Consider the following 25601-nt stretch of genomic DNA (forward strand, 5'->3'; position numbering starts at 1 on the left):
ATATGAAAGTTTGGCCGGTAAAACACAGCGCGTTATTACGTCAACCGGAGCGTTTTATCTCCCGGGAAGAGCTGAAGGGTTTGATCCAGACGGTGACCAACAACCTGGTCAACATTAAGGATGAAACCGGTCAGTTCCTGCTGCGCCTCGACGATGGCCGCGTGATTGATACCAAAGGCTGGGCCGGTTGGGAGTGGACGCACGGTGTCGGCTTGTACGGTATTCACCAGTACTTCCAGCAGACCGGCGATGTGGCGATGCGCGACATCATCGACAACTGGTTCGCCGATCGCTTTGCTGAAGGGGCAACCACCAAAAACGTCAACACCATGGCGCCGTTCCTGACGCTGGCGTATCGCTACGAAGAGACGGGTAACGCCGCGTATCTGCCGTGGCTGGATAGCTGGGCTGAGTGGGCGATGAACGAAATGCCGCGCACCAATCACGGCGGCATGCAGCACATCACGCTGGCGGAGGAAAACCATCAACAGATGTGGGATGACACGCTGATGATGACCGTACTGCCGCTGGCGAAAATTGGTAAATTGCTCAATCGACCGGAATATGTTGAAGAGGCGGTATATCAGTTCCTGCTGCACGTACAGAACCTGATGGACCGGGAGACCGGTCTCTGGTTTCACGGCTGGACCTACGATGGTCAGCATAACTTCGCCAACGCCCGCTGGGCGCGCGGCAATAGCTGGCTGACGATTGTGATCCCTGACTTCCTGGAACTGGTGGATCTGCCGGAAAACAACGCCGTGCGTCGTTATCTGGTACAGGTACTGAACGCGCAGATTGCCGCGCTGGCGAAATGCCAGGATGAAAGCGGCCTGTGGCACACGCTGCTCGACGATCCGAACTCTTACCTTGAAGCCTCTGCAACAGCGGGATTTGCCTACGGGATTCTCAAAGCCGTGCGTAAGCGCTACGTCGGGGCGGAGTATGCGGAAGTGGCGGAAAAAGCGATTAAAGGGATTGTGAAACACATCTCGCCGGAAGGGGAACTGCTGCAAACCTCATTTGGCACCGGGATGGGTTCGAATCTCGATTTCTATCGCGAGATCCCGCTGACCTCTATGCCTTACGGCCAGGCGATGGCGATTTTGTGTCTGACGGAGTATTTGCGTAAGTATTTTTGATGGTGCAACGTGCCGGATGCGCTTCGCTTATCCGGCCTACAGAATACGCACCATAGCTGCAATTAAAAAACCCGGCATCAGCCGGGTTTCTTTATTACATCCGCTCTACCGTCTCAATACCCAAGGTATCCAGACCGGTTTTCAGCGTTTTCGCCGTCAGCAGCGCCAGTTTCAGACGGCTGTTGCGAATAGATTCGCTTTCTGCGCTCAGGATCGGGCAGTGCTCGTAGAAGCCAGAGAACAGACCCGCCAGATCGTACAGGTAGGCACACATAACGTGCGGCGTGCCTTCGCGAGCGACCACGTTCAGGGTTTCTTCGAATTGCAGCAGGCGCGCAGCCAACTGGGCTTCACGATCTTCTTTAATCTCAACCGTTGCGTTCAGCAGTTCGCTCTCTTCGATACCTGCTTTGCGGAACACGGAAAGCACACGGGTGTAGGCATACTGCATATACGGTGCAGTGTTACCTTCAAACGCCAGCATGTTGTCCCAGTCGAAGATATAATCGGTGGTACGGTTTTTAGAAAGATCCGCATATTTCACCGCGCCGATACCGACCGCATTAGCCAGTTTTTCCAGCTCTTCAGCTGGCATATCCGGGTTCTTCTCGGCGACCAGGCGACGGGCGCGTTCCAGCGCTTCGTCCAGCAGATCAGCAAGCTTCACGGTGCCGCCGGCACGGGTTTTGAACGGCTTGCCGTCTTTGCCCAGCATCATACCGAACATGTGGTGTTCCAGCGGTACGGATTCCGGCACGTAACCGGCTTTGCGCACGATGGTCCACGCCTGCATCAGGTGCTGATGCTGACGGGAGTCGATGTAGTACAGCACGCGGTCAGCATGCAGGGTTTCATAACGGTATTTCGCGCAGGCGATATCGGTGGTGGTGTAGAGGTAGCCGCCATCCTTTTTCTGGATGATGACGCCCATAGGCTCACCTTCTTTGTTCTTGAACTCGTCAAGGAACACCACGGTTGCGCCTTCGCTCTCTACAGCCATGCCTTTCGCTTTGAGATCGGCAACAACTCCCGGCAGCATCGGGTTGTAAAGGCTCTCACCCATTACGTCGTCGCGCGTCAGGGTGACGTTCAGACGGTTATAGGTGATCTGGTTCTGGGTCATGGTGATATCGACCAGCTTGCGCCACATCTCGCGGAAATATTCATCGCCGCCCTGCAGTTTCACCACGTAGCTACGCGCGCGCTCGGCAAACGCTTCGTCTTCATCGTAGTGTTTTTTTGCGTCGCGATAGAAACCTTCGAGGTCAGCCAGTTCCATTTCACCGGCGTTTTCCTGCTGCTGTTTTTCCAGCCACGCGATCAGCATGCCGAACTGGGTACCCCAGTCGCCGACGTGGTTTGCGCGGATCACTTTATGGCCCAGCAGTTCCAGGGTTCGCACGGAGGCATCGCCAATGATGGTGGAGCGCAGGTGACCCACGTGCATCTCTTTTGCGACGTTAGGTGCAGAGTAGTCCACCACGATGGTTTGCGGTGCAGGCTGGGTAATCCCCAGACGATCGGAGGCCAGCGCGTTATTGACGTGCTCAGCCAGGAATGCCGGGTCGAGGAAGATATTGATAAACCCCGGGCCTGCGATTTCAACTTTGCAGGCGACACCGGTAAGGTCGAGGTGAGACAGGACCTGCTCTGCCAGTTGTCGCGGCGCCATGCCCAGTTTTTTCGCAACCGCCATCACGCCATTAGCCTGATAGTCGCCGAACTGTACTTTTGCTGACTGACGAACCTGCGGTTCGCAATCGGCAGGCGCGCCTGCCGCAATCAGGGCCTGGCTAACCTTTTCTGAGAGAAGAGCCTGAATATTCACCGAAATACCTTACATTGAAAGACGTGGCATCGCGTTAAGAGCCGCGTCGGGTGTGGATAAATTAAGGCGGGAGTATACTGCATTTGCCTGATGGCGTCAGCATCAGGGACGCGTTACAAACCGCCAGATGCGCCTGCACGATTAATGAATAACCACTCATGTCGCCGACGGTCTTGGTTCACTGCGAACAACAGGGTAGATTAGCGCCTTTATTGCAAACGGGAGTGGGAAAATGGCTAACTGGCAGACAATTGAAGAACTGAAGGATATTTCTGCGGATCTCCCGCGTTTCGTTCAGGCGTTAACAGAACTGTCCACTCGTCTGGGTTTAAACATTGCCCCGCTCGATGCCGACCATATATCGCTACGCTGTCATCAAAATGCCACCGCTGAGCGCTGGCGTCGCGGGCTGGAGCAGTGCGGTGAACTACTTTCAGAGAATATCATCAATGGCCGCCCCATCTGCCTGTTTAAACTGCGAGAACCTGTGTGCGTGGCGCACTGGCAGTTCAGCGTAGTCGAGCTTCCCTGGCCGGGCGAAAAGCGCTATCCCCACGAAGGCTGGGAGCATATTGAAATCGTACTGCCCGGAGAGCCGGAGACCTTAAATGCCCGCGCGCTGGCATTATTGAGCGATGACGGGCTAAGCCAGCCGGGGATTTTTATCAAAACCAGTTCGCCGAAAGGGGAGAAGGAGCGTCTGCCCAATCCGACTCTGGCCGTTACCGACGGTAAAGTGACTATCAAATTTCACCCCTGGACGATTGAAGCGATCGTTGCCAGCGAACAGGCAGTGTAACAATGTGAAGTGACGCGGGGTCTGCGGCCGCGAACCGTGGCATGATCCGCCCAGTTTTGAGTTATGGAGAAGCGAATGACAGTGCTGGAGATATGCTGTTACAGCATGGAATGCGCGCTGAGCGCAGAAAAAAACGGTGCCGATCGCATCGAATTGTGTGCCGCGCCGCTGGAGGGCGGGCTGACGCCTTCTTATGGTGTGTTGGAGTCTACGCGAGAGCAGGTGTCGATTCCGGTACATCCAATTATTCGCCCGCGCGGCGGTGATTTTTGCTACACCGACGGTGAGTTTCAGGCGATGCTTGAAGATGTGCACACCGTCCGCGAACTGGGTTTTCCCGGCCTGGTGATCGGCGTGCTGGATGAAGCTGGCAACGTCGATAACGCGCGGATGCAGCAAATTATGGCGGCGGCGGGCCCGCTGGCGGTGACTTTTCATCGTGCTTTTGATATGTGTGCGGATCCGCAGCAAGCCTTTGATACGCTGGCAAAACTGGGCGTGGCAAGGGTGCTGACATCCGGGCAAAAAGCGTCAGCGGAAAAAGGTCTTTCATTAATTCGGGAACTTATTGCCCGTGCCGATGCTCCAATCATTATGGCGGGGGCAGGAGTCAGGGCCAGCAACCTTGAACTGTTTCTTGAGGCAGGTGTGAAGGAAGTTCACAGCTCTGCCGGGCAGTGGATCCCGTCGGCAATGCGTTACCGTAATCCGGGGCTCTCCATGTCAACAGACCCGGACGCGGATGAATACTCGCGCTATGCCGTCGACGCAACCGCCGTTGCGCAAATGAAGGCGATTATCGCGCGCCGCGCCGAATAACCGATTTTTACCGCGCATCATGTCGCCCAATGTGATGTTTGCTTGTACCAGGCCCCTGCCAATTCAACAGGGGCCTTTTTTTATCTCCCGGGCGGTGTAACGCTGCACTATTCGACAGTGTACATAAATGGATAAATGAACTATCATTGTTCATATATGTAATATGCATTAAAGCCACGCAGGCGAGGGGGGAACGATGGCAATCGTCAACAAGCAGCATGAAAATAATGCGATAGATACCAGTAAGGCGCTGCCCGTTGTCTTCCGTATTCTGGATAAATGGCAATGCACCACAGATGAACAGTTAAAACTGTTGGGTGTGAGTTCGCGTTCAACATTGAACAAGTATAAAGAGGTGAGTGGCGGTATCCGTCTAAGTGCGGATACGCTCGAGCGGATGAGCTACATCCTTAACATTCATAAATGCCTGCGCGTGTTGTTCACCGCCGATGACAGCATTTATGGCTGGGTGCGCAAACCGAATAATCATCCTTTCTTCGCCGGGCGCTCGGCAATGGACGTGATGAGCGGCGGTCGGGTTGCCGACCTTTACGAGGTTGCCACACGTCTTCAGGCGTGGAGAGGAGGCATGGCTTGATTAATGACGCGCCCATCCTCGCCGCCTTTAAAGGCGCAACGGCTTATCGCATTATCCCCAGCCGCTATCCCACTATCGATTTATTTGAAGATGTCGCCAGTAGCGATGAATTAGAAGCCGTGTGGGCAGTCGAAGCCATCACCAATGAGCGGTTACAGGAGCAAGTGGGTTCGTTATCCAGAGTGCCAAAAGAAGACTGGCTTGTCGGGCTTAATGGCTGTAGCTACGTGATGGCGGCTTTTACGCATGTGAACCCGGAGGGCGCACGTTTCACGACGGGAGATTTTGGCGGTTATTACTGTGCGCCGCAGCTTGATACGGCGGTGAAAGAGACGGTGTACCATCAGGAGCGTATTTTTGGTTACACCAACGAACCGGCACAGAAAGTTCAGATGCGAGTTCTCTATACGGAGTTTGATGCCACGCTGGTGGATATCACGCAGGAACCTTACCTCTCTTCTTCGATTTATCATGCTACCGACTACAGCCAGTCGAAGGCGTTTGCGCAGCAGCAAAAGGCACAACATGTTGACGGCATTCACTATTGTTCCGTTCGCCACGCCGGACATACCTGTTATGTGCTGTATCGGCCTTGTCTGGTGACGAAGATCCTTCAGGCGGAGCATCTGGAGTATCACTGGAACGGCAGATCGATTTCCAACATTCTCAGCATCCGGTTGTACGGGGATTAGTGGTGGGAGCAATTGTCGGATGCGGCTTCGCCTTATCCGACCTACGGTGCTTTGTAGGCCTGATAAGCGAAGCGCATCAGGCGTTGCGAAGGAGTTAAGGTTTTTTCGCAATCAACACTGCGCGCAGCGGAGCCGGGTAACCTTCAATCGTTTTTGTCGGGTCGTTCGGGTCAAGGAAGTCGGCCAGTGACTCGGTGACCATCCATTCGGTGCGACGCTGCTCGTCGGTGGACGTCACAGACATATCCACAATACGCACATCAACAAAGCCGCACTTTTCCAGCCAGTTTTTCAATGCCGGGGCGGAAGGGATAAAGTAAACATTACGCATTTGCGCGTAGCGATCGCCCGGCACCAGCACCGTATTTTCGTCACCTTCAACCACCAACGTTTCCAGCACCAGCTCACCTTCGCTCACCAGTTGATCTTTCAACTGCCAGAGGTGTTCCAGCGGCGAACGGCGATGATACAGCACGCCCATTGAGAACACGGTATCAAAGGCTTTCAGCGCTGGAAGCTGTTCAATGCCGAGCGGCAGCAGGTGTGCGCGCTGGTCATTCCCCAGCAATTTACGCACCGCTTCAAACTGGCACAGGAACAACTGCGTGGGGTCGATACCCACCGCCAGATGCGCGCCCGCGCCAATCATGCGCCACATGTGATAACCGCTACCGCAGCCGACATCCAGAATAGTGCGCCCGGTCAGGTCGGACAGGTGCGGCAGCACGCGTTCCCATTTCCAGTCGGAGCGCCATTCGGTATCAATATTCACGCCATAAAGGGAGTAGGGGCCTTTGCGCCATGGCATCAGATTGCGCATCAACGTATCAATGCGTTTGATTTGCCCGTCGCTGAGCGGCGTTTCACTCTCGGCGGTCACGCTGTGCAGCAGGTCCAGTTTCCACGGGGTGATTTCCGGCAGGAACTCAACGGCGTTGGACCACTGCTTAAACAACCCGTGCTGATCGCGCTGCCAGGTGGCGATTTGCGCGGGCAGGGTTTCCAGCCAATGAGAGAGGTGATTTTTTGCAATCAGCTGGTAAAAATTGCCGAACTCGATCATGCCGCCGCTCCTGCTTTCAGTGCCACCAGTGAACCGAAGTTGAAGCACTGGAACCACAGTTCGCTATGCTCAAACCCGGCCTGGCTCAGGCGCGCTTTATGGGTTTCGACAGAATCAGTGAGCATCACATTTTCCAGCATGCTGCGCTTCTGGCTGATCTCCAGTTCGCTATAACCGTTGGCCCGCTTGAAGTCGTGATGCATGTTAAACAGCAGTTCGCCGACGGTGGCGTCTTCAAAGCTGAATTTTTCTGACAACACCAGCGCGCCACCGGGATTTAACCCTTTATAGATTTTATTCAGCAGCGCCTGACGTTCAGCGGGCTCAAGAAATTGCAGGGTAAAGTTGAGGACTACCATCGAGGCGTTCTCAATCTCGATATCGCGGATATCACCCTCAATCACCTCAACCGGCGTTGGCGCTTTATAGGCGTCAATATGGCGACGGCAGCGTTCCACCATCGCCGGGGAGTTATCCACCGCGATAATTTTGCTGCTCTCATGGGCGATATTACGGCGAATGGAGAGCGTTGCCGCACCCAGCGAACAGCCGAGATCGTAGACATGGGTGGCAGGCTGAACAAAACGTTCCGCCAGCATACCGATCATCGAGATGATATTGGAGTAGCCGGGGACGGAACGTTGGATCATATCCGGGAAGACTTCGGCTACCCGTTCATCAAAGGTCCAGTCGCCGAGACGGGCAATTGGCGCAGAAAAAAGCGTGTCGCGGTGAGACATAACGTAAAATCCGAAAAAACGAAAACGGCGTATTGTGCGCTAACGGAGTGAGAAAACCAACTCCCACGGCAGATACCACAGATTTGCCAGCACCATGAGCAGAAGCGAAATGTAGGTCGCGCTCATGCCAGAGCGACGCCAGCGGAAAAGGCGATGATGAAAACCATAATAATGCATTAAACGGCCTGCCAGCAGCAAAATGCCGCACAGGTGAACCATCCAGGTTTCCGCACCGTTCATTTCCATAAACAGCAATAAAATGACGCCGATGGGAATATATTCCACCGCATTGCCGTGAATACGAATCGCGCTTTGCAGTTCGCTAAAACCGCCGTCACCGTAGGCGACGCGATATTGCATGCGCAGGCGAACGACGTCGAAGGAAAACTTGATCAACAACAGTGCGGCCAGTACGGCATAAAGCGCACTTACCATACAAACTCCCTTTCTCGCTGGCAGATGGCATTCACTATGATAGGTAGGAATATCAAAAAAGAGAAGATTGTTGTGGGATCGCGGGCGCAGAACCTACTTCCGGCAGTGCGATTTGCAGGTTATGCCAGAGGGCGTTAACCAGCTCCAGTGCCTGTGCAATATCCGGCGTATGTAAAAACAGGTACGGTGTGGTGGTGGTGGTCCACTCGGGGAGTTTCTTCAGCCAGGCTGCAAAAAATGCCTGATTCTGCGCCATATCATCACTACCGATAAACCGGACCATCGGATTTTTGGCGGTAACAATGGCGTGAACCGGCACTTTTGGCTTCTTTCGCTGGGCGTCAACGATAGCCTCGCTGTGCGGCACGGCGGCATGCACCGGGCGACTATCGAGGATCGTGCGATTGACGCCGCGTTCTATCAACCCGCGATTCAGCTGCTGCTCGGCTTCACCTTTATCGAAAAACTGCGGATGGCGCACTTCTATGCCATAGGTGAAATTTTTCGGCAGGCCTTCGAGGAAAGCCCACAAAACGGGAAGATCCTGTGGGCCGAAGGTGGCGGGCAACTGGAGCCAGTATTGTCCAATCCTGTCTTCCAGCGGCGACATCCGCTGAAAAAATTCCGTGGTCAGGTCATCGCAGTGGCGAAGTTTTGCTTCGTGGGAAATGGTCGCCGGGAATTTAAAACAGAAGCGAAAATCATCGCCGGTCTGCTCACGCCAGCGGGTGACGATTTCCGCTTTCGGCAGAGCATAGAGCGTGGTATTGCCCTCGACGCAGTTAAAGTAGCGGGCATAATCCTCCAGCCCGCTAATGCCCTGGCGCGCCCATTTGGGATGTGACCACTGCGGCAGACCGATGTAAATCATAGCGCCTGGGCTATCTCCTCAGTGCTGCGCACGCGGGCGATGCGCGGGAAAATATGCGTCATGCTGCCCTGGTGTTGCTCGGTACTGGCGGCGCTGCACGCGTCTTCAGCGATGATCAGATTAAAGCCCAGTTCCCAGGCGTTGCGCGCGGTGGATTCCACGCCAATGTTGGTGGAAATACCGCACAGGATAATGGTGTCGATGCCGCGACGACGCAGCTGTAACTCCAGGTCGGTGCCGTAAAATGCGCCCCACTGGCGTTTAGTGACTTCAATATCGCGCTCTTGTTTGCCGAGCGCCTGCGGATAGGTCCACCAGTTGTCCGGCAACGCGTGTGCGCCAGCCTGCGCATCAACCGGCTGTTTCAGCGCTTCGGCGAAATCCGCAGACCAACCCACGCGCACCATCACCACCGGAGCACCCACTGCCCGACATTTGTCTGCAAGGTGGGCAGCGCGCGTGACCACATCACTCGCCGTATGCGGGCCACCGGCGAAGGGCAGAATGCCTTCCTGCAGGTCAATAATCACCAGTGCGGTCTTTTTCGCATCAATATTCAACATCACGTTTCTCATCTAAACAGGCAAACAGAGCAATACCTTACGACGTCTGAAGGGTTATCAGCGGGATCTATTTTGTTAATTTTTGTGAGTCTGCGCAATAAGCGTTCAGCTAATGCGCGGATAAACCGCAGCGGGCTTATCGCCAGCGAGAATTTCCAGTATAATAACCCCCTTTTTTCATCCAGTAGTGACATTCAGCTAAAGCTGCGACAGTTGTGCCTGCGGCTAAGTTAAGGGATATCTCATGCGTACAGAATATTGCGGACAGCTTCGACCGTCCCACGTTGGGCAGCAGGTGACTCTGTGTGGTTGGGTCAACCGTCGTCGTGATCTCGGTAGCCTCATCTTCATTGATATGCGTGACCGCGAAGGCATCGTGCAGGTGTTTTTCGATCCGGATCGTGCCGACGCATTAAAGCTGGCCTCCGAACTGCGTAATGAGTTCTGCATTCAGGTAACCGGCACCGTGCGTGCGCGTGACGAGAAAAACGTCAACGCCGACATGGCCACCGGTGAAATCGAAGTGCTTGCGTCTGATCTGACCATCATCAACCGTTCAGAATCACTGCCGCTGGATTCAAACCACGTTAACACCGAAGAAGCGCGTCTGAAGTACCGCTACCTCGACCTGCGTCGCCCGGAAATGGCGCAACGCCTGAAAACCCGCGCGAAAATCACCAGCTTTGTGCGTCGCTTTATGGACGATCACGGTTTCCTCGATATCGAAACCCCGATGCTGACCAAAGCGACCCCGGAAGGCGCGCGCGACTACCTGGTACCGTCTCGTGTACATAAAGGTAAATTCTACGCGCTGCCGCAGTCTCCGCAGCTGTTCAAACAGCTGCTGATGATGTCCGGTTTCGACCGCTACTATCAGATCGTAAAATGCTTCCGTGACGAAGACCTGCGTGCTGACCGTCAGCCGGAATTCACCCAGATCGACGTCGAAACCTCTTTCATGACCGCACCGCAAGTGCGTGAAGTGATGGAAGCGCTGGTACGTCAGCTGTGGCTGGAAATCAAAGGCGTGGATCTGGGCGATTTCCCGATCATGACCTTTGCCGAAGCTGAACGCCGTTACGGTTCCGATAAACCGGATCTGCGTAACCCGATGGAGCTGGTAGATGTTGCAGACCTGCTGAAAGACGTTGAGTTCGCGGTCTTCGCAGGCCCGGCCAACGATCCTAAAGGCCGTGTTGCGGCGCTGCGTGTACCTGGTGGTGCAGCACTGACCCGTAAACTTATCGACGAATACGGTAATTTCGTGAAGATCTACGGCGCGAAAGGTCTGGCTTATATTAAAGTCAACGAACGTGCAAAAGGTCTCGAAGGCATCAACAGCCCGGTAGCGAAATTCCTGAATGCAGAAATCGTCGAAGCGATTCTTGAGCGCACCGGCGCACAAGATGGCGACATGATCTTCTTCGGCGCGGACAACAAAAAAGTGGTTGCCGACGCGCTGGGCGCACTGCGCCTGAAACTGGGTAAAGACCTTAACCTGACCGACGAGTCCAAATGGGCGCCGCTGTGGGTTATCGACTTCCCGATGTTTGAAGACGACGGTGAAGGCGGTCTGACCGCGATGCACCACCCGTTCACCTCGCCGAAAGACATGACCGCAGACGAACTGAAAGCGGCGCCGGAAGACGCGGTAGCGAACGCCTACGACATGGTTATCAACGGCTATGAAGTGGGCGGTGGTTCCGTGCGTATTCACCGTGGTGATATGCAGCAGACCGTGTTCGGCATTCTGGGTATTAACGAACAGGAACAGCGCGAGAAATTCGGCTTCCTGCTCGACGCCCTGAAATACGGTACGCCGCCGCACGCAGGCCTGGCATTCGGTCTTGACCGTCTGACCATGCTGCTGACCGGCACCGATAACATCCGTGACGTTATCGCCTTCCCGAAAACCACGGCAGCAGCCTGTCTGATGACCGAAGCGCCAAGCTTCGCGAATCCGGCTTCTCTGGCTGAACTGAACATTCAGGTCGTGGCGAAGGAAGCAAAAGAGTCTGCGGAGAACAAGTAATATGTCATTCAAGCGTCCCGTGTCGATTCTCGTGGTGATTTATGCCGAGGACACGAAGCGGGTGCTGATGCTACAGCGGCGCGATGATCCTGATTTCTGGCAGTCGGTTACCGGCAGCGTGGAAGAGGGTGAAACCGCGCCGCAGGCCGCCGCACGTGAAGTAAAGGAAGAGGTCTCTGTCGATATTTTCGCAGAGCGTCTGAATCTTATGGATTGTCAGCGTACGGTGGAGTTTGAAATTTTTAGTCATTTACGTCATCGCTATGCGCCGGGCGTCATGCGCAATACCGAATCCTGGTTTTGCCTTGCGCTCCCTCACGAACGGGAGATCGTGTTCACTGAACATCTGACCTACCGCTGGGTTAATGCTGTGGACGCCGCGGCATTAACCAAGTCGTGGAGCAACCGGCAGGCGATTGAAGAGTTTGTAATTAACGCCGCCTGATAGGGCGCGCTTTTTGAGGAAATATTTATGGCAGGTCATAGTAAATGGGCCAACACCAAACACCGCAAAGCGGCACAGGATGCCAAGCGCGGTAAAATCTTCACCAAAATCATTCGTGAGCTGGTAACGGCTGCGCGTCTGGGCGGCGGCGACGCTGGCTCCAACCCGCGTCTGCGTGCGGCGATTGATAAAGCGCTGTCTAACAACATGACGCGTGACACCCTGAACCGTGCCATCGCACGTGGCGTGGGCGGTGATGATGATGCGAACATGGAAACCATCATTTATGAAGGTTACGGCCCTGGCGGTACTGCGGTGATGGTTGAATGTCTGTCTGACAACCGTAACCGTACCGTAGCGGAAGTGCGTCACGCGTTCACCAAAACCGGTGGTAACCTGGGCACTGACGGTTCCGTTGCCTACCTGTTCAGCAAAAAAGGCGTGATCTCCTTCGAGAAAGGCGATGAAGACGCGATCATGGAAGCTGCGCTGGAAGCGGGTGCCGAAGACGTTGTGACCTTCGACGATGGCGCTATTGACGTCTACACCGCGTGGGAAGAGATGGGCGCAGTACGTGATGCGCTGGAAGCTGCTGGCCTGAAAGCCGACGAAGCAGAAGTCTCCATGATCCCATCGACCAAAGCAGACATGGATGCAGAAACTGCGCCGAAACTGCTGCGTCTGATCGATATGCTGGAAGACTGCGATGATGTGCAGGAAGTCTACCATAACGGTGAGATCTCTGATGAGGTAGCAGCGACTCTGTAATGGAGCCGTTCACTCAACAACCGGAGGTGCGTGTTGTCGATTATTCTCGGGATTGACCCCGGCTCACGCATCACCGGTTACGGCGTCATCCGCCAGGTTGGCAGGCAGCTTACCTATTTAGGCAGCGGCTGCATTCGAACCAAGGTGGATGATCTGCCGTCCCGTCTGAAGCTAATCTACGCTGGCGTTAGCGAAATCATCACCCAGTTTCAGCCTGATTTTTTTGCCATTGAGCAGGTCTTTATGGCGAAAAACGCCGACTCCGCGTTAAAGCTGGGACAGGCGCGCGGCGTGGCAATTGTCGCGGCGGTGAATCAGGATCTACCGGTGTTTGAATATGCCGCCCGTCAGGTCAAGCAGACCGTCGTGGGCATTGGTAGCGCGGAGAAAAGCCAGGTGCAGCACATGGTGCGCACGCTGCTGAAGCTCCCCGCGAATCCACAGGCCGATGCCGCCGATGCGCTGGCTATTGCCATCACCCACTGCCATGTCAGCCAGAACGCGATGCAAATGAGCGAATCGCGGCTGAATCTGGCGAGAGGGCGACTGCGTTGAATTCGAATGCCTCTGCTAATTAAGGCAGAGGCATTATCGTTTTGATATTAATTCTGCTGTTTAAAATAGTCTTTGCATTGTTGCCATGTTAGCCCCATTGGCCAACTTTGGCGTTCGACCTGGCCATCAATCATGGCATTTGCACGGGTAAACGTTTCTTTATCATCAGCTATGCAAGAGGCGATCAATACACCATTCAGCGTTCTTGTAGAGTGGTATTGCTCGTAGCGGTCTCTCCAGCCTTGAAGAAGGTCGTTCCAGGAGACTATTTTTTTATCTCGCAATAAATTCATGCTATCTGGTTGGAAGAAGAAAGCATTATGCCAAATGTAAGCATACATAGATAAACCAGACTGTGTTTTATTTTTATCTGCAGCAATCCGGGCGATCTTTTCTATTTCTTCATAACTGCCGCCCCACTTAGGTAATCGCCCCTCCATTGCCTGTAAATAATTATCCTGATAAGTAGGGTATTTTTCAATTCCTTCATAAAAGGTTTTATATAATAAATCTTTATCTTCAAGGTTTCTGGCAACCATCATCATGATGGGATACCATTCAGCATCTTTATCAGCCAGATCCTTGTTTTTTAGAAGGTATTCCTTTTCCTGGTTGACAAGTTTTTTATATTTTGGCCATACACTGGGATCTACAGAGTCCGCCGGGCCTTCACCCCGGAGTTCGACAATCTGAGCATTATATTTAAATGCTTTAAGTATCCTTGCACCGGACGAATTGGGTACAGCTTTCAACCATTCATTGATTGTTTCGTCGGTAAAACCACCATCGCTGACATCATTCTTATATATGTCGTACATACTTCCCCAAAATATTTCTAGTTTTTGCGTCCCTCCGCTGGTAGCTGGAAAATTGGTATTATATTGTTTAATTATTGATTCCAACTGTACCCAGTCTTTTTTATAAGTAAGGTCCATTACTTGTTGTTCAATAACTCCACGCTCTGTCATTTCAGTTGTAGTACTTGCTGAAGCAATGATTGGAGAAAGTATTAATGATGAAAATATAAATTTCTTAACATTCATAGAACATCCTTTTCTGTAAAAAGCATCTTGATTTTTAGTTAAATAACTGCAGGTTACTTTATGTTTTGAACATTACTGTCGAAGATAAGAGTCAGACTCGGATGATGCCACAAGCTGGCTGGTGTCACGGTTTTTCGCTCCCACGGAATCGAGCCCAGAAACCAGAACTTCCAGAAGGTGAGTTTGGCGTTGGGGTTACTTTGCAGCAAGTTCCCGAAGGTTTCTATTTCGCCCACCGGGATGCATAACGCTTCTTTATAGATATCGAAGACAAATTTCGAGCAGAACTGACGCGCAGAATCGTATTTAAAGCCGGTATGGTAAAGCTTATGCAGCCGTCCTGGCACCTTTTCCACCAGCGCCAGTTTTTGTTCTGCGGTTAATCCGCCAGCCAGACGGCGGACGCCGTAGCGTTGATTGGTCGAGCGTTCAATGAAGCGAGACAACGTTGTTATGGTAGAGAGCGGTACGCGGCTTTCGGCGACCAGGTAATCATCGCCGTCATGTCCGATAATTATCCCCACATGATTGCTCCAGCATTGTGAGGCCGTAGAAATTTGCCCAAACAGGCGAGCGCCGATGCAGGTAAAAACAATATCACCGGTTTCATATTTGGTTGGGTAATTGATTTTCACTGTTTCTATCCGTTTATAATTAAAGACAGAAGGGGTTGTATTTGTCTAAATAAAAAGTATCATCTTGGCTATTTATAGTAAAGATATGTTCGATAATATTTTTATGGACAATGGATTCCTTGTTAAATATTTAGCTTGTGAATATTAAATTCAGTGTTAAATGTGTTTTCATGAGGTTTTGTTGATTTTAGAGGAAGTGTTTATGTACTTGATTGTGTTGTTGGGGGTAGCTTAAATGGAAGTTTTTAATGAAGTGTCTCAATCATGTTCGCAGAAAGCGATTCTTAAATTAAACAATTAACTGCTGAAGAAAATCTCATTTAGTAGCGGGGCGGATATGGAGGTTCTATGTCGCTTAGCTTATTGGCTGTATATTTATGATTATGCTGAGTTGTCAATAAAATGCATAGATCTAACAAGTTCCTTACAATTCAAGCAGAATTATAATGTTTGGAGTTTTATCCATTTTATGTGGGGGTTAAAAATTCGGATTTTACGAAGTCGTGGGCAAGAAACAGAAGCTGAACATATCGCGTCAATAATTGATGCACATTTTTCATCACCAACAAAGTTATTGGCCAAAGATTGTGATATACAGAAATTTGAGGCCCGCCGTAGATCCCGTTTCACATATGATTTTATAAACAACAAAGATAAAATTGATGAGGAATTAGCGGGAGGTAATTTTCATACCGCAAATGAATGGCGTATGAATGCGTTGTTGTCACTGATTGGTGATACCTAAACGGGGTTATATCCTGAGTTGAATAAAAATAAGTCTATTATAGAAAATACAATATTAGAATATATGGATGCACTTAGGATAGAAAATAAATGAAGAGATATCCCAGTTTATCTACGGACAACTATAAAATCATCAGTAGAGTAACTGACATGCCTGGTACAAGGAGGTAAAAAGCACATTACTTGCATTTTTGTTCTCTCCCTCGCTGGATATCTATCCAGCATTTTTTTATGATACACCTTTGTATCAGAGCCATTAACGCAGGAGCGTCATGTGATAGGCAGACTCAGAGGCATCATCATTGAAAAACAACCCCCGTTAGTACTGCTGGAAACGGGCGGCGTCGGCTATGAAGTGCATATGCCGATGACCTGCTTCTATGAGCTGCCGGAAGCGGGGCAGGAAGCCATCATCTTCACCCATTTCGTGGTGCGCGAAGATGCACAGTTGCTGTACGGCTTTAACAACAAACAGGAACGTACCCTGTTTAAAGAATTGATTAAAACCAATGGCGTTGGCCCGAAACTGGCGCTGGCGATCCTCTCCGGTATGTCGGCGCAGCAGTTTGTTAATGCCGTTGAGCGCGAAGAACTTGGCGCGCTGGTGAAACTGCCGGGCATCGGCAAAAAAACCGCCGAGCGTTTGATTGTCGAAATGAAAGACCGCTTCAAGGGCCTGCACGGCGACCTGTTTACGCCAGCCGCCGACCTGGTGCTCACCTCTCCGGCTGGCCCGGCGACGGACGATGCAGAGCAGGAAGCGGTTGCCGCGCTGGTGGCGCTGGGCTATAAACCTCAGGAAGCCAGCCGGATGATCAGCAAAATCGCCCGTCCGGATGCCAATAGCGAAACATTGATCCGCGAAGCGTTACGCGCTGCGCTGTGAGGTAGAGGATGATTGAAGCAGACCGCCTGATTAGTGCAGAAAGTACGCTGCCAGAAGATGTGGTAGACCGCGCCATCAGGCCTAAATTGCTGGAAGAGTACATTGGTCAGCCGCAGGTGCGCTCGCAGATGGAGATTTTCATCCAGGCCGCGAAGCTGCGTGGTGATGCGCTCGACCATTTGCTTATTTTCGGCCCTCCTGGGCTGGGTAAAACCACGCTTGCTAATATCGTTGCCAATGAAATGGGCGTGAATTTGCGCACTACCTCTGGCCCGGTGCTGGAGAAAGCGGGCGACCTGGCGGCAATGCTGACGAACCTCGAACCGCATGATGTGCTGTTTATCGATGAAATTCATCGACTGTCACCGGTGGTAGAAGAGGTGCTCTATCCGGCGATGGAGGATTATCAGCTCGACATCATGATTGGTGAAGGCCCGGCGGCGCGCTCGATTAAAATTGATTTGCCGCCCTTTACGCTGATTGGTGCGACAACGCGTGCGGGTTCATTAACTTCACCGCTGCGTGACCGTTTCGGTATTGTTCAGCGCCTTGAGTTTTATCAGGTGCCTGACCTGCAACATATCGTTGGCCGTAGCGCCCGTTATATGGGGCTGGAGATGAGTGAAGAGGGCGCGCTGGAAGTTGCTCGCCGCGCACGCGGTACGCCGCGTATCGCCAACCGCCTGCTGCGTCGCGTACGCGACTTCGCGGAAGTGAAGCATGATGGCACCATTTCAGCGGATATCGCCGCGCAGGCGCTGGATATGCTTAACGTCGATGCGGAAGGGTTTGATTACATGGACCGCAAATTGCTGCTGGCCGTTATCGATAAATTCTTCGGCGGCCCGGTGGGGTTAGATAACCTGGCGGCGGCGATTGGTGAAGAGCGGGAAACTATTGAAGATGTGCTGGAGCCCTATCTGATTCAGCAGGGCTTCCTGCAACGTACGCCGCGTGGACGTATGGCGACGGTGCGTGCGTGGAATCACTTCGGCATTACGCCGCCGGAAATGCCCTGAGAACCGTGTCGGATGGCGATGCTCGCGCATCTTATCCGACCTACAAAACCGTATTCGTAGGCCGGATAAGGCGAAGCCGCCATCCGGCATCTCAACGGCTCACTGAGCCTGCTTTTTCATCATACTGAAAATAAACAGCACCGCGGCACACAGCACCACGGAGGGCCCGGCCGGTGTATCATAAAACGCCGAGAAGGTCAGGCCGCCGGTGACCGCAATCATCCCTACGCCAACGGCGATGCTCGCCATTTGTTCCGGCGTGCGGGCAAAACGACGTGCCGTCGCGGCGGGAATAATCAGCAGTGAAGTAATGATTAGCGCACCTACAAACTTCATTGCCACGCCGATGGTTAACGCCGTCACCAGCATCAGCAGCAGTTTCACGCGTTGCAGCTTCACACCATCGACAAACGCCAGGTCCGGGCTGATGGTCATCGACAGCAGGTTACGCCACTGCCAGAGAAGAATGGCCAGCACAATCACCACGCCAATCGCGATGGAAATCAGATCTTCCGGCGTTACCGCCAGCAGGTCGCCAAACAAATACGCCATCAGATCCACGCGGATATTCGACATCAGGCTGACGACCACCAGACCCAGCGACAGCGCACTGTGCGCCATAATCCCCAGCAAGGTATCGACCGCAAGGTGAGGGCGTTTTTCCAGCCATACCAGCCCGCCGGCCAAAAAGAGCGTAACCGCGATAACCGCATAGAAAGGATTTACATCCAGCAGCAGGCCAAACGCTACGCCCAGTAATGAAGCATGGGCCAGGGTATCGCCGAAATAGGACATACGACGCCAGACCACAAACGAGCCCAGCGGGCCAGCGGCGCACGCCAGCATCATCCCGGCCAGCCAGCCGGGCAGTAACAATTCAATCATGAGTGACCATTTCCCCGACGCAAAACAATACGACCCTGTAAATCGTGGCGATGGTTATGCTGATGGCGGTAGATGCCGAGTTGTTCAGCGCCGCGCGGGCCGAACATCGAGATAAATTCTGGATGCATCGACACTACGTCCGGCGTGCCGGAACAGCAGATGTGATGATTCAGGCATAAAACTTCGTCAGTTTTTGCCATCACCAGGTGCAGGTCGTGCGAAACCATCAGCACCGCGCAGTCCAGTTCCTGACGTAGCTGGTTAATCAGATCGTACAGCGCGACCTGACCGTTAACATCGACACCCTGCGTCGGTTCGTCCAGCACCAGCAACTGCGGGCTGTTCAACAGCGCGCGCGCCAGCAGGACGCGTTGCGTCTCGCCGCCAGAGAGTTTCTGCATTGGCGCGTTAAGCAAATGACCTGCCTGCACGCGTTTCAGCGCCGGAAGGATATCCGCTTTTTTGGTTGCCGGGTGCAGACGTAAAAAGCGCTCCACCGTCAGCGGCAGCGTGGCATCCAGGTGTAATTTCTGCGGCACATAGCCAATGCGCAGTTTGCCCTCGCGCTTGATCACGCCTTCATTGGGTGCTACCAGGCCTAAAACCACGCGTACCAGCGTGGATTTACCCGCACCGTTCGGCCCGAGTAACGTCAAAATGCGTCCTGGCTTCAGGGCCAGTGAAATGTCAGACAGCACGCGGCGCTGGCCGAATGAGACCGAAACATTTTCCAGTGTTACAAGATTCGTCATAGCAATTAAGGGTTGCACAAGTGAGTGAATGTTATAATATCACATTCCACTTATTCATTACGATTATCAGACGCATTATGTTACAGAAAAATACGCTTCTTTTCGCTACTTTATCGATTGCGTTGAGCGGTGCCGCCGTTCAGCGCGCTGACGCGGCTGTGGTCGCCTCATTAAAACCGCTTGGATTTATCGCTTCAGCTATCACCGATGGCGTCACCGAGACGCAGGTTTTACTGCCTGATGGTGCGTCTGAGCATGATTATTCTCTGCGACCTTCTGATGTAAAACGCTTACAGAACGCGGACTTAGTCGTTTGGATTGGGCCGGAAATGGAAGCGTTCATGAATAAGTCAACGCAAAGCATTTCTGACAAAAATAAAGTCACCATTGCCCAGCTTGACGACGTGAAACCGTTGCTCATGAAAGGGGGAGATGATGATGACCATGACCATGAAGGTGACCACGATCACGCAGGCCATGAGAGTGAAAAAGGTGACGCACATCACCATCACGGCGACTACAACATGCATCTGTGGCTCTCGCCAGAGATAGCGCGGCTGTCAGCGGTTGCAATCCATGACAAATTAGTGGAACTTATGCCGCAGAGTCGAGCCAAACTCGACGCCAACCTGAAGGATTTTGAGGCACAATTAGCCACAGCCGATAAAGAGGTTGGTAACGAGCTGGCACCGCTGAAAGGGAAGGGGTATTTCGTTTTTCATGACGCCTATGGCTACTATGAAAAACAGTACGGTTTAACGCCGCTTGGCCACTTTACCGTAAACCCTGAAATCCAACCCGGTGCGCAGCGTTTACATCAAATCAGAACACAGTTGGTTGAGCAAAAAGCAGCCTGCGTTTTTGCTGAGCCACAGTTCAGGCCAGCGGTCGTTGAAGCGGTGGCCCGGGGAACTTCTGTGCGTATGGGCACGTTAGATCCTCTGGGTACAAACATTCAATTGAGCAAAGAGAGTTACGCGACGTTTCTTCGTCAACTCGCGAACCAATATTCGAGCTGCCTGAAGGGAGATTAATGAGGAAGTGAATACGTGCAACAGATAGCCCGCTCTGTCGCCCTGGCGTTTAACAATTTGCCGCGACCCCACCGCGTTATGCTGGGGTCGTTGACAGTCCTGACTTTAGCGGTCGCCGTATGGCGACCATACGTTTATCACCCAACATCCAGCCCGATTGTGCGCACCATCGAGCTTGAACAGAAAGAAATCCGTTCCCTGTTGCCGGAAGCGAGCGAGCCTATCGACCAGGCAGCACAGGAAGATGAAGCTATCCCGCAGGATGAGCTGGATGAAAAAACCGATAACCAGCATGAGTACGTTGTCTCGACAGGCGACACTCTCAGCAGCATCCTCAATCAGTATGGTATTGATATGGGTGATATCAGTCGTCTTGCGGCGACGGATAAAGACCTGCGTAATATGAAAATCGGCCAGCAGCTCTCCTGGACGCTGACGGCGGATGGCGATTTACAACAGCTCACCTGGGAAATGTCCCGTCGCGAAACTCGTACCTATGACCGCGTTGCTAACGGCTTTAAAATGAGCGCTGAAACGCAGCAGGGCGAGTGGGTGAACAGCCTGCTGAAAGGCACTGTTGGCGGCAGCTTTGTGACCAGCGCGCGCAATGCCGGCCTTACCAGCACAGAAGTTAGTGCGGTAATCAAAGCGATGCAGTGGCAGATGGACTTCCGTAAGCTGAAAAAAGATGATGAATTCGCCGTACTGATGTCGCGCGAAATGCTGGATGGCAAGCGCGAGCAAAGCCAACTGGTTGGCGTGCGTATCCGTTCCGAAGGTAAAGATTACTACGCGATCCGCTCCGAAGACGGTAAGTATTACGACCGTAACGGTACCGGACTGGCAAAAGGATTCCTGCGTTTCCCAACCGCGCGTCAGTTCCGCGTCTCTTCAAACTTTAACCCGCGTCGCCTGAACCCGGTTACCGGTCGTGTCGCGCCGCACCGTGGCGTAGACTTCGCGATGCCGCAAGGCACGCCAGTACTGGCAGTGGGTGACGGTGAAGTGGTCATGGCGAAGCGTAGCGGTGCGGCAGGTTACTATGTGGCGATCCGTCATGGTCGTACTTACACCACCCGCTACATGCACTTGCGTAAAATCCTCGTGAAGCCAGGGCAGAAAATCAAACGTGGCGACCGTATCGCGCTTTCCGGGAATACCGGGCGTTCTACTGGCCCGCACCTGCACTATGAAGTATGGATCAACCAGCAGGCGGTCAACCCGCTAACGGCGAAACTGCCGCGTACGGAAGGCCTGACCGGTTCCGATCGTACGGATTACCTTGCACAGGTTAAGCAGGTCCTTCCGCAGCTGCGTTTTGATTAATTTCGCTTAATTTATATGCAATTAAAGCCGGTGTACTCAGTGTCACCGGCTTTTTCTTTTGTGTGAACCAGAGCGCCTCGCTACACTATCGGTAATCGTTTCGCACCAGAAGCGCTCTTCATGGAATAAGCATGGAAACAAACAAAAAAAACAGTGAATACATTCCTGAATTTGAGAAAGACTTTCGCCGCCCACAGTACTGGGGGGCGTGGTTAGGTGTGTTCGCCTTCGCGGGTGTAGCTTGTCTGCCCGCAAAAGTACGCGACCCGCTATTAGGCTCGTTGGGCCGTCTGGTCGGGCGTTTAGGTAAAAGCGCTCGCCGCCGCGCACAAATCAATCTGCGTTACTGTTTCCCGGACAAAAGCGATGCTGAAGTCGAGTCTATCATTGATGGTATGTACACCACTGCGCCGCAGGCGATGGCGATGATGGCTGAACTGGCGATTCGCGGACCAGAGAAAATTTTGCCGCGCGTCGACTGGCAGGGCAAAGAGATCATCGACGAAATGCACGAGAAGGGCGAGAACGTCATTTTCCTCGTGCCGCACGGCTGGGGCGTGGATATCCCGGCAATGCTGATGGCGTCCCAGGGGCAGAAAATGGCCGCCATGTTCCACAATCAGGGCAACAAAGTATTCGATTATGTGTGGAATACCGTACGTCGTCGTTTTGGCGGTCGTCTGCATGCGCGTAACGACGGCATTAAGCCGTTTATCCAATCAGTGCGTCAGGGCTACTGGGGCTACTATCTGCCGGATCAGGATCACGGCCCGGAGCACAGCGAGTTCGTCGATTTCTTCGCCACCTACAAAGCCACACTCCCGGCGATCGGCCGTCTGATGAAGGTGTGCCGTGCGCGCGTGGTGCCGCTGTTCCCGGTCTATGATGGCAAAACACATCGTTTAACCATTCTGGTACGCCCGCCGATGGACGATCTGCTGGAAGCAGACGATCACACCATTGCGCGTCGTATGAATGAAGAGGTGGAGATTTTTGTCGGCCCGCATCCGGAGCAGTACACCTGGATTCTGAAGCTGCTGAAAACGCGTAAACCGGGTGATATTAAGCCGTATAAACCGAGCGAGCGATATCCAGAGTAAGTGCTTTATGTGCCCGGTGGCGCTGTGCTTACCGGGCCTACACGAATTGAGTAGGGCAAAGTCTGGTAGGCCTGATAAGCGAAGCGCCATCAGGCAGTTTTACAGCCTACTCGTAGCTAAAAATAAAAAGGCCTCTTCACATGAAGAGGCCTTTTACACATTAAAGAACTATCTTATTCGACGGTCAAAATACGCGTGGTGTTGGTGGAACCCACGGTATCCATCACATCACCCTGCGTCACAATCACCAGGTCGCCGGCAACCAGATAGCCTTTATCGCGCAGCAGATTAACAGCTTCATGGGCCGCCGCAACGCCGTCGCTTTCGCTATCGAAATGCACCGGGGTCACGCCGCGATACAGCGCGGTCAGGTTCAGGGTGCGCTCATGACGCGACATGGCGAAAATCGGCAGACCGGAGGTGATACGTGAAGTCATCAGCGCGGTACGGCCAGACTCGGTCATGGTGATGATGGCACTCACACCTTTCAGATGGTTTGCCGCGTACATCGCGGACATCGCAATGGCTTCTTCAACGTTGTCGAACTGCACGTCCAGACGGTGTTTAGAGACGTTGATGCTTGGGATTTTTTCCGCACCCAGGCACACGCGCGCCATTGCCGCGACGGTTTCAGACGGATACTGGCCCGCAGCGGTTTCCGCAGACAGCATTACCGCATCGGTACCATCCAGCACGGCGTTCGCCACGTCCATGACTTCCGCGCGGGTTGGCATTGGGTTGGTGATCATCGATTCCATCATCTGGGTTGCAGTGATCACTGCACGATTCAGCTGACGCGCGCGACGAATCAACGCTTTCTGAATACCCACCAGCTCCGGGTCGCCGATTTCTACACCCAGGTCGCCACGCGCAACCATCACCACGTCAGACGCCAGGATGATGTCATCCATCGCGTCCTGGCTGCATACGGCTTCCGCACGTTCAACTTTTGCCACGATTTTCGCGTCGCAGCCTGCTTCGCGCGCCAGACGACGAGCGTAGTTCAGGTCTTCGCCACAGCGCGGGAAGGAGACCGCCAGATAGTCGACAGCAATTTTTGCTGCGGTGACGATATCTGCTTTGTCTTTCTCGGTCAGGGCTTCAGCAGAGAGGCCGCCGCCCAGTTTGTTGATACCTTTATTGTTGGAAAGCGGGCCGCCGACGGTCACTTCGGTGAACACTTTCATGCCCTGAACTTCCAGCACTTTCAGCTGTACGCGACCATCGTCGAGCAGCAGAATGTCGCCCGGAACCACATCCGCAGGCAGACCTTTATAGTCGATACCGACTTTTTCTTTATCGCCTTCACCTTTACCCAGGTTGGCGTCGAGCAGGAATTTATCGCCGATGTTGAGGAAAACTTTGCCTTCTTTGAAGGTTGAAACACGGATTTTTGGACCCTGGAGATCGCCTAAAATAGCCACATGACGACCCAGTTTTGCCGCGATTTCGCGTACTTTATCTGCGCGAAGCTTATGATCTTCCGGCGTGCCGTGAGAGAAGTTCATTCGTACAACGTTGGCGCCTGCGGCAATCACTTTCTCAAGATTATTGTCGCGGTCAGTGGCTGGCCCTAACGTGGTAACGATTTTGGTTCTGCGAAGCCTTCTGGACATGTAATACTCCGTTAACTTAAACAACCAGGTGTTGCGTGAACATGGATTCGGCTCCTAAAAGGTAGCACCGCTTGCGCAGTGATAACGCCGAATGTCTAATCAATAGTGCTGTAACGATTTTTAGTGGTTATCGCTGTGTGTCATACGTTCTTTATCAAACCGCGATTCCTTTAACGCTTCTTTGACTCGCTTCAAGTTATCCCTGAATTTCGCGCCCCGGCGCAGCGTAAAACCGGTAGCCAGCACGTCAATGACCGTCAACTGTGCCAGCCTGGAAACCATGGGCATATAAACGTCGGTGTCTTCGGGAACGTCAAGCGTAATGGCAAGGGTGGCTTCGCGCGCGAGCGGCGTGTTTGCCGACGTCAGCGCAATCACCATAGCATCGTTCTCACGCGCCAGCTGCGCCAGTTCCACCAGACTTTTGGTTCTGCCCGTGTGTGATATCAGCACCACGACGTCATCTTCGCTGCAATTCATACAGCTCATCCGTTGCAGCACGATGTCATCGGAATAGACCACCGGCACGTTGAATCGGAAGAATTTGTTCATCGCGTCGTGGGCGACAGCGGCGGAAGAACCCAATCCGAAGAAGGCGATGCGTTTGGCCTGAGTGAGGAGATCGACCGCTCGATTCACCGCCGACATCTCCAGCGACTGGCGGACGTGTGCCAGGCTTGCCATCGCCGACTCAAATATTTTCCCGGTGTAGGCTTCTACACTGTCATCTTCATCCACATTACGATTAACATACGGTGTACCGTTGGCCAGACTTTGGGCAAGATGAAGCTTAAAATCGGGGAAGCCGCGCGTTTCCAGGCTGCGGCAAAAACGGTTAACCGTTGGCTCGCTGACCTCGGCTTCCAGCGCCAGTGCCGCAATACTTGAGTGGATAGCCTGCTCTGGCGCGGCAAGGATCACCTCCGCCACTTTACGTTCGGATTTGCTAAGGTTTTCCAGTTGCGACTGAATTTTTTCCAGCATGTTCATCGTGATGGGGCGCTCATTGATTGAAACGATTCCATTAATGGGTGAAATCTGCAGGCGTTTTAGCAAGAATATACCCCTCAAGGTTGATGAAAGGGGACAAACAACAGCAAAAAATGTTGTTTTTTTTCATTACATGATCAACGTCGAATTTTTGCATACCCGAACAGGGCGAAAGAACGAACAAAATTAGCGCTTTGCCCAAGCGTTAAGCCGCAGATATT

The 25601-nt window shown here is 53.0% G+C and carries 27 protein-coding genes; 15 read left to right on the forward strand and 12 right to left on the reverse strand.

All coding sequences use genetic code 11. From position 1 onward, the window contains the following. Positions 1-2 precede the first annotated feature (2 nt). Positions 3-1142, forward strand: a complete 1140-nt coding sequence (gene bglB, locus ACWWFX_RS07035) for a beta-galactosidase BglB (RefSeq protein WP_253898547.1) — start codon at positions 3-5, stop codon at positions 1140-1142. A 94-nt stretch (positions 1143-1236) separates the two neighbouring features. On the opposite strand, the gene argS is transcribed toward bglB, so the two are convergent. Next, a complete protein-coding gene (argS, locus tag ACWWFX_RS07040; RefSeq protein WP_276219885.1) occupies positions 1237-2970 on the reverse strand; it encodes an arginine--tRNA ligase in 1734 nt (577 codons plus the stop codon). 232 nt (positions 2971-3202) lie between these two features. On the opposite strand from argS, the gene ACWWFX_RS07045 reads away from it, so the two are divergent. The 4 genes from ACWWFX_RS07045 (at position 3203) to ACWWFX_RS07060 (ending at position 5878) form a co-directional block, all read left to right on the forward strand. Then, entirely contained in the window at positions 3203-3769 is a 567-nt protein-coding gene (locus tag ACWWFX_RS07045; protein ID WP_473223485.1) for a VOC family protein, read from the forward strand. 75 nt (positions 3770-3844) lie between these two features. Next, complete coding sequence (cutC, locus tag ACWWFX_RS07050; RefSeq protein WP_473223486.1) at positions 3845-4588, forward strand: copper homeostasis protein CutC; 744 nt, start codon at positions 3845-3847, stop codon at positions 4586-4588. A gap of 196 nt (positions 4589-4784) precedes the next feature. Then, positions 4785-5186, forward strand: coding sequence for an MbcA/ParS/Xre antitoxin family protein (locus tag ACWWFX_RS07055; protein ID WP_231826998.1), 402 nt, complete (start codon positions 4785-4787; stop codon positions 5184-5186). Next, positions 5183-5878 carry an RES family NAD+ phosphorylase gene (locus tag ACWWFX_RS07060; protein ID WP_473223487.1) on the forward strand — a complete coding sequence of 232 codons (696 nt, stop codon included), beginning with the start codon at positions 5183-5185 and terminating at the stop codon, positions 5876-5878. The genes ACWWFX_RS07055 and ACWWFX_RS07060 overlap by 4 nt, the downstream gene beginning before the upstream one ends. Before the next feature lie 94 nt (positions 5879-5972). On the opposite strand, the gene cmoB is transcribed toward ACWWFX_RS07060, so the two are convergent. Genes cmoB through ACWWFX_RS07085 form a run of 5 tightly spaced genes read right to left on the reverse strand, consistent with a single transcriptional unit; the run spans position 5973 to position 9550 of the window. Further along, complete coding sequence (cmoB, locus tag ACWWFX_RS07065) at positions 5973-6941, reverse strand: tRNA 5-methoxyuridine(34)/uridine 5-oxyacetic acid(34) synthase CmoB (RefSeq protein WP_456145820.1); 969 nt, start codon at positions 6939-6941, stop codon at positions 5973-5975. Further along, positions 6938-7681, reverse strand: coding sequence for a carboxy-S-adenosyl-L-methionine synthase CmoA (gene cmoA / locus ACWWFX_RS07070; protein ID WP_253898542.1), 744 nt, complete (start codon positions 7679-7681; stop codon positions 6938-6940). Before cmoA ends, cmoB begins: the two co-directional genes overlap by 4 nt. Positions 7682-7720: 39 nt before the next feature. Further along, complete coding sequence (locus ACWWFX_RS07075; RefSeq protein WP_113857109.1) at positions 7721-8116, reverse strand: MAPEG family protein; 396 nt, start codon at positions 8114-8116, stop codon at positions 7721-7723. A gap of 52 nt (positions 8117-8168) precedes the next feature. Next, positions 8169-8987 carry a DUF72 domain-containing protein gene (locus ACWWFX_RS07080; RefSeq protein ID WP_473223488.1) on the reverse strand — a complete coding sequence of 273 codons (819 nt, stop codon included), beginning with the start codon at positions 8985-8987 and terminating at the stop codon, positions 8169-8171. After that, positions 8984-9550, reverse strand: coding sequence for a hydrolase (locus tag ACWWFX_RS07085; RefSeq protein ID WP_473223489.1), 567 nt, complete (start codon positions 9548-9550; stop codon positions 8984-8986). The genes ACWWFX_RS07080 and ACWWFX_RS07085 overlap by 4 nt, the downstream gene beginning before the upstream one ends. Positions 9551-9794: 244 nt before the next feature. On the opposite strand from ACWWFX_RS07085, the gene aspS reads away from it, so the two are divergent. From aspS to ruvC, 4 genes are read left to right on the forward strand one after another with little or no spacing between them, the layout of a single operon-like run. After that, complete coding sequence (gene aspS / locus ACWWFX_RS07090) at positions 9795-11582, forward strand: aspartate--tRNA ligase (protein ID WP_276219892.1); 1788 nt, start codon at positions 9795-9797, stop codon at positions 11580-11582. 1 nt (position 11583) lies between these two features. Beyond that, the gene (nudB, locus tag ACWWFX_RS07095) at positions 11584-12027 is read left to right on the forward strand and encodes a dihydroneopterin triphosphate diphosphatase (RefSeq protein ID WP_231827004.1); all 444 of its coding nucleotides are present in this window, start codon (positions 11584-11586) and stop codon (positions 12025-12027) included. Between the two features lie 27 nt (positions 12028-12054). Next, on the forward strand, positions 12055-12795 hold the full coding sequence (locus ACWWFX_RS07100; RefSeq protein ID WP_015964020.1) for a YebC/PmpR family DNA-binding transcriptional regulator: 741 nt from the start codon (positions 12055-12057) through the stop codon (positions 12793-12795). Between the two features lie 33 nt (positions 12796-12828). Beyond that, complete coding sequence (gene ruvC, locus ACWWFX_RS07105) at positions 12829-13350, forward strand: crossover junction endodeoxyribonuclease RuvC (protein WP_015964021.1); 522 nt, start codon at positions 12829-12831, stop codon at positions 13348-13350. A 47-nt stretch (positions 13351-13397) separates the two neighbouring features. Here the strand turns inward: ruvC and ACWWFX_RS07110 are convergent, their stop codons facing one another. Together ACWWFX_RS07110 and ACWWFX_RS07115 are read right to left on the reverse strand one after the other, a co-directional pair. Then, on the reverse strand, positions 13398-14393 hold the full coding sequence (locus ACWWFX_RS07110) for a DUF4034 domain-containing protein (RefSeq protein ID WP_276219893.1): 996 nt from the start codon (positions 14391-14393) through the stop codon (positions 13398-13400). A gap of 53 nt (positions 14394-14446) precedes the next feature. After that, complete coding sequence (locus ACWWFX_RS07115; RefSeq protein ID WP_473223490.1) at positions 14447-15028, reverse strand: YebB family permuted papain-like enzyme; 582 nt, start codon at positions 15026-15028, stop codon at positions 14447-14449. 313 nt (positions 15029-15341) lie between these two features. Between ACWWFX_RS07115 and ACWWFX_RS07120 the strand changes: the two genes are divergently transcribed. The 3 genes from ACWWFX_RS07120 (at position 15342) to ruvB (ending at position 17677) form a co-directional block, all read left to right on the forward strand. Then, positions 15342-15773, forward strand: a complete 432-nt coding sequence (locus ACWWFX_RS07120) for a DUF6707 family protein (RefSeq protein WP_473223547.1) — start codon at positions 15342-15344, stop codon at positions 15771-15773. Between the two features lie 273 nt (positions 15774-16046). Then, a complete protein-coding gene (gene ruvA, locus ACWWFX_RS07125; protein ID WP_015964026.1) occupies positions 16047-16658 on the forward strand; it encodes a Holliday junction branch migration protein RuvA in 612 nt (203 codons plus the stop codon). 8 nt (positions 16659-16666) lie between these two features. Continuing rightward, entirely contained in the window at positions 16667-17677 is a 1011-nt protein-coding gene (ruvB, locus tag ACWWFX_RS07130; protein ID WP_276219896.1) for a Holliday junction branch migration DNA helicase RuvB, read from the forward strand. Between the two features lie 99 nt (positions 17678-17776). On the opposite strand, the gene znuB is transcribed toward ruvB, so the two are convergent. Continuing rightward, positions 17777-18562, reverse strand: coding sequence for a zinc ABC transporter permease subunit ZnuB (gene znuB, locus ACWWFX_RS07135; RefSeq protein ID WP_473223491.1), 786 nt, complete (start codon positions 18560-18562; stop codon positions 17777-17779). Continuing rightward, positions 18559-19314 (reverse strand): zinc ABC transporter ATP-binding protein ZnuC, encoded by a 756-nt coding sequence (gene znuC, locus ACWWFX_RS07140; protein ID WP_015964029.1) that lies wholly within the window; start codon positions 19312-19314, stop codon positions 18559-18561. The genes znuB and znuC overlap by 4 nt, the downstream gene beginning before the upstream one ends. 77 nt (positions 19315-19391) lie before the next feature. On the opposite strand from znuC, the gene znuA reads away from it, so the two are divergent. From znuA to lpxM, 3 genes are all read left to right on the forward strand, one after another. Further along, complete coding sequence (znuA, locus tag ACWWFX_RS07145; protein ID WP_473223492.1) at positions 19392-20348, forward strand: zinc ABC transporter substrate-binding protein ZnuA; 957 nt, start codon at positions 19392-19394, stop codon at positions 20346-20348. Between the two features lie 15 nt (positions 20349-20363). Further along, positions 20364-21674, forward strand: a complete 1311-nt coding sequence (gene mepM, locus ACWWFX_RS07150) for a murein DD-endopeptidase MepM (protein WP_276219899.1) — start codon at positions 20364-20366, stop codon at positions 21672-21674. A gap of 131 nt (positions 21675-21805) precedes the next feature. Next, positions 21806-22774 (forward strand): lauroyl-Kdo(2)-lipid IV(A) myristoyltransferase, encoded by a 969-nt coding sequence (gene lpxM, locus ACWWFX_RS07155; protein ID WP_473223493.1) that lies wholly within the window; start codon positions 21806-21808, stop codon positions 22772-22774. 173 nt (positions 22775-22947) lie between these two features. Here the strand turns inward: lpxM and pyk are convergent, their stop codons facing one another. Continuing rightward, positions 22948-24390 carry a pyruvate kinase gene (gene pyk / locus ACWWFX_RS07160; RefSeq protein ID WP_015964035.1) on the reverse strand — a complete coding sequence of 481 codons (1443 nt, stop codon included), beginning with the start codon at positions 24388-24390 and terminating at the stop codon, positions 22948-22950. 120 nt (positions 24391-24510) lie between these two features. Further along, a complete protein-coding gene (locus ACWWFX_RS07165) occupies positions 24511-25380 on the reverse strand; it encodes a MurR/RpiR family transcriptional regulator (protein WP_113857102.1) in 870 nt (289 codons plus the stop codon). Between the last annotated feature and the right edge of the window lie 221 nt (positions 25381-25601).

The organism is Pseudocitrobacter sp. 2023LY-00077 (assembly GCF_055796175.1).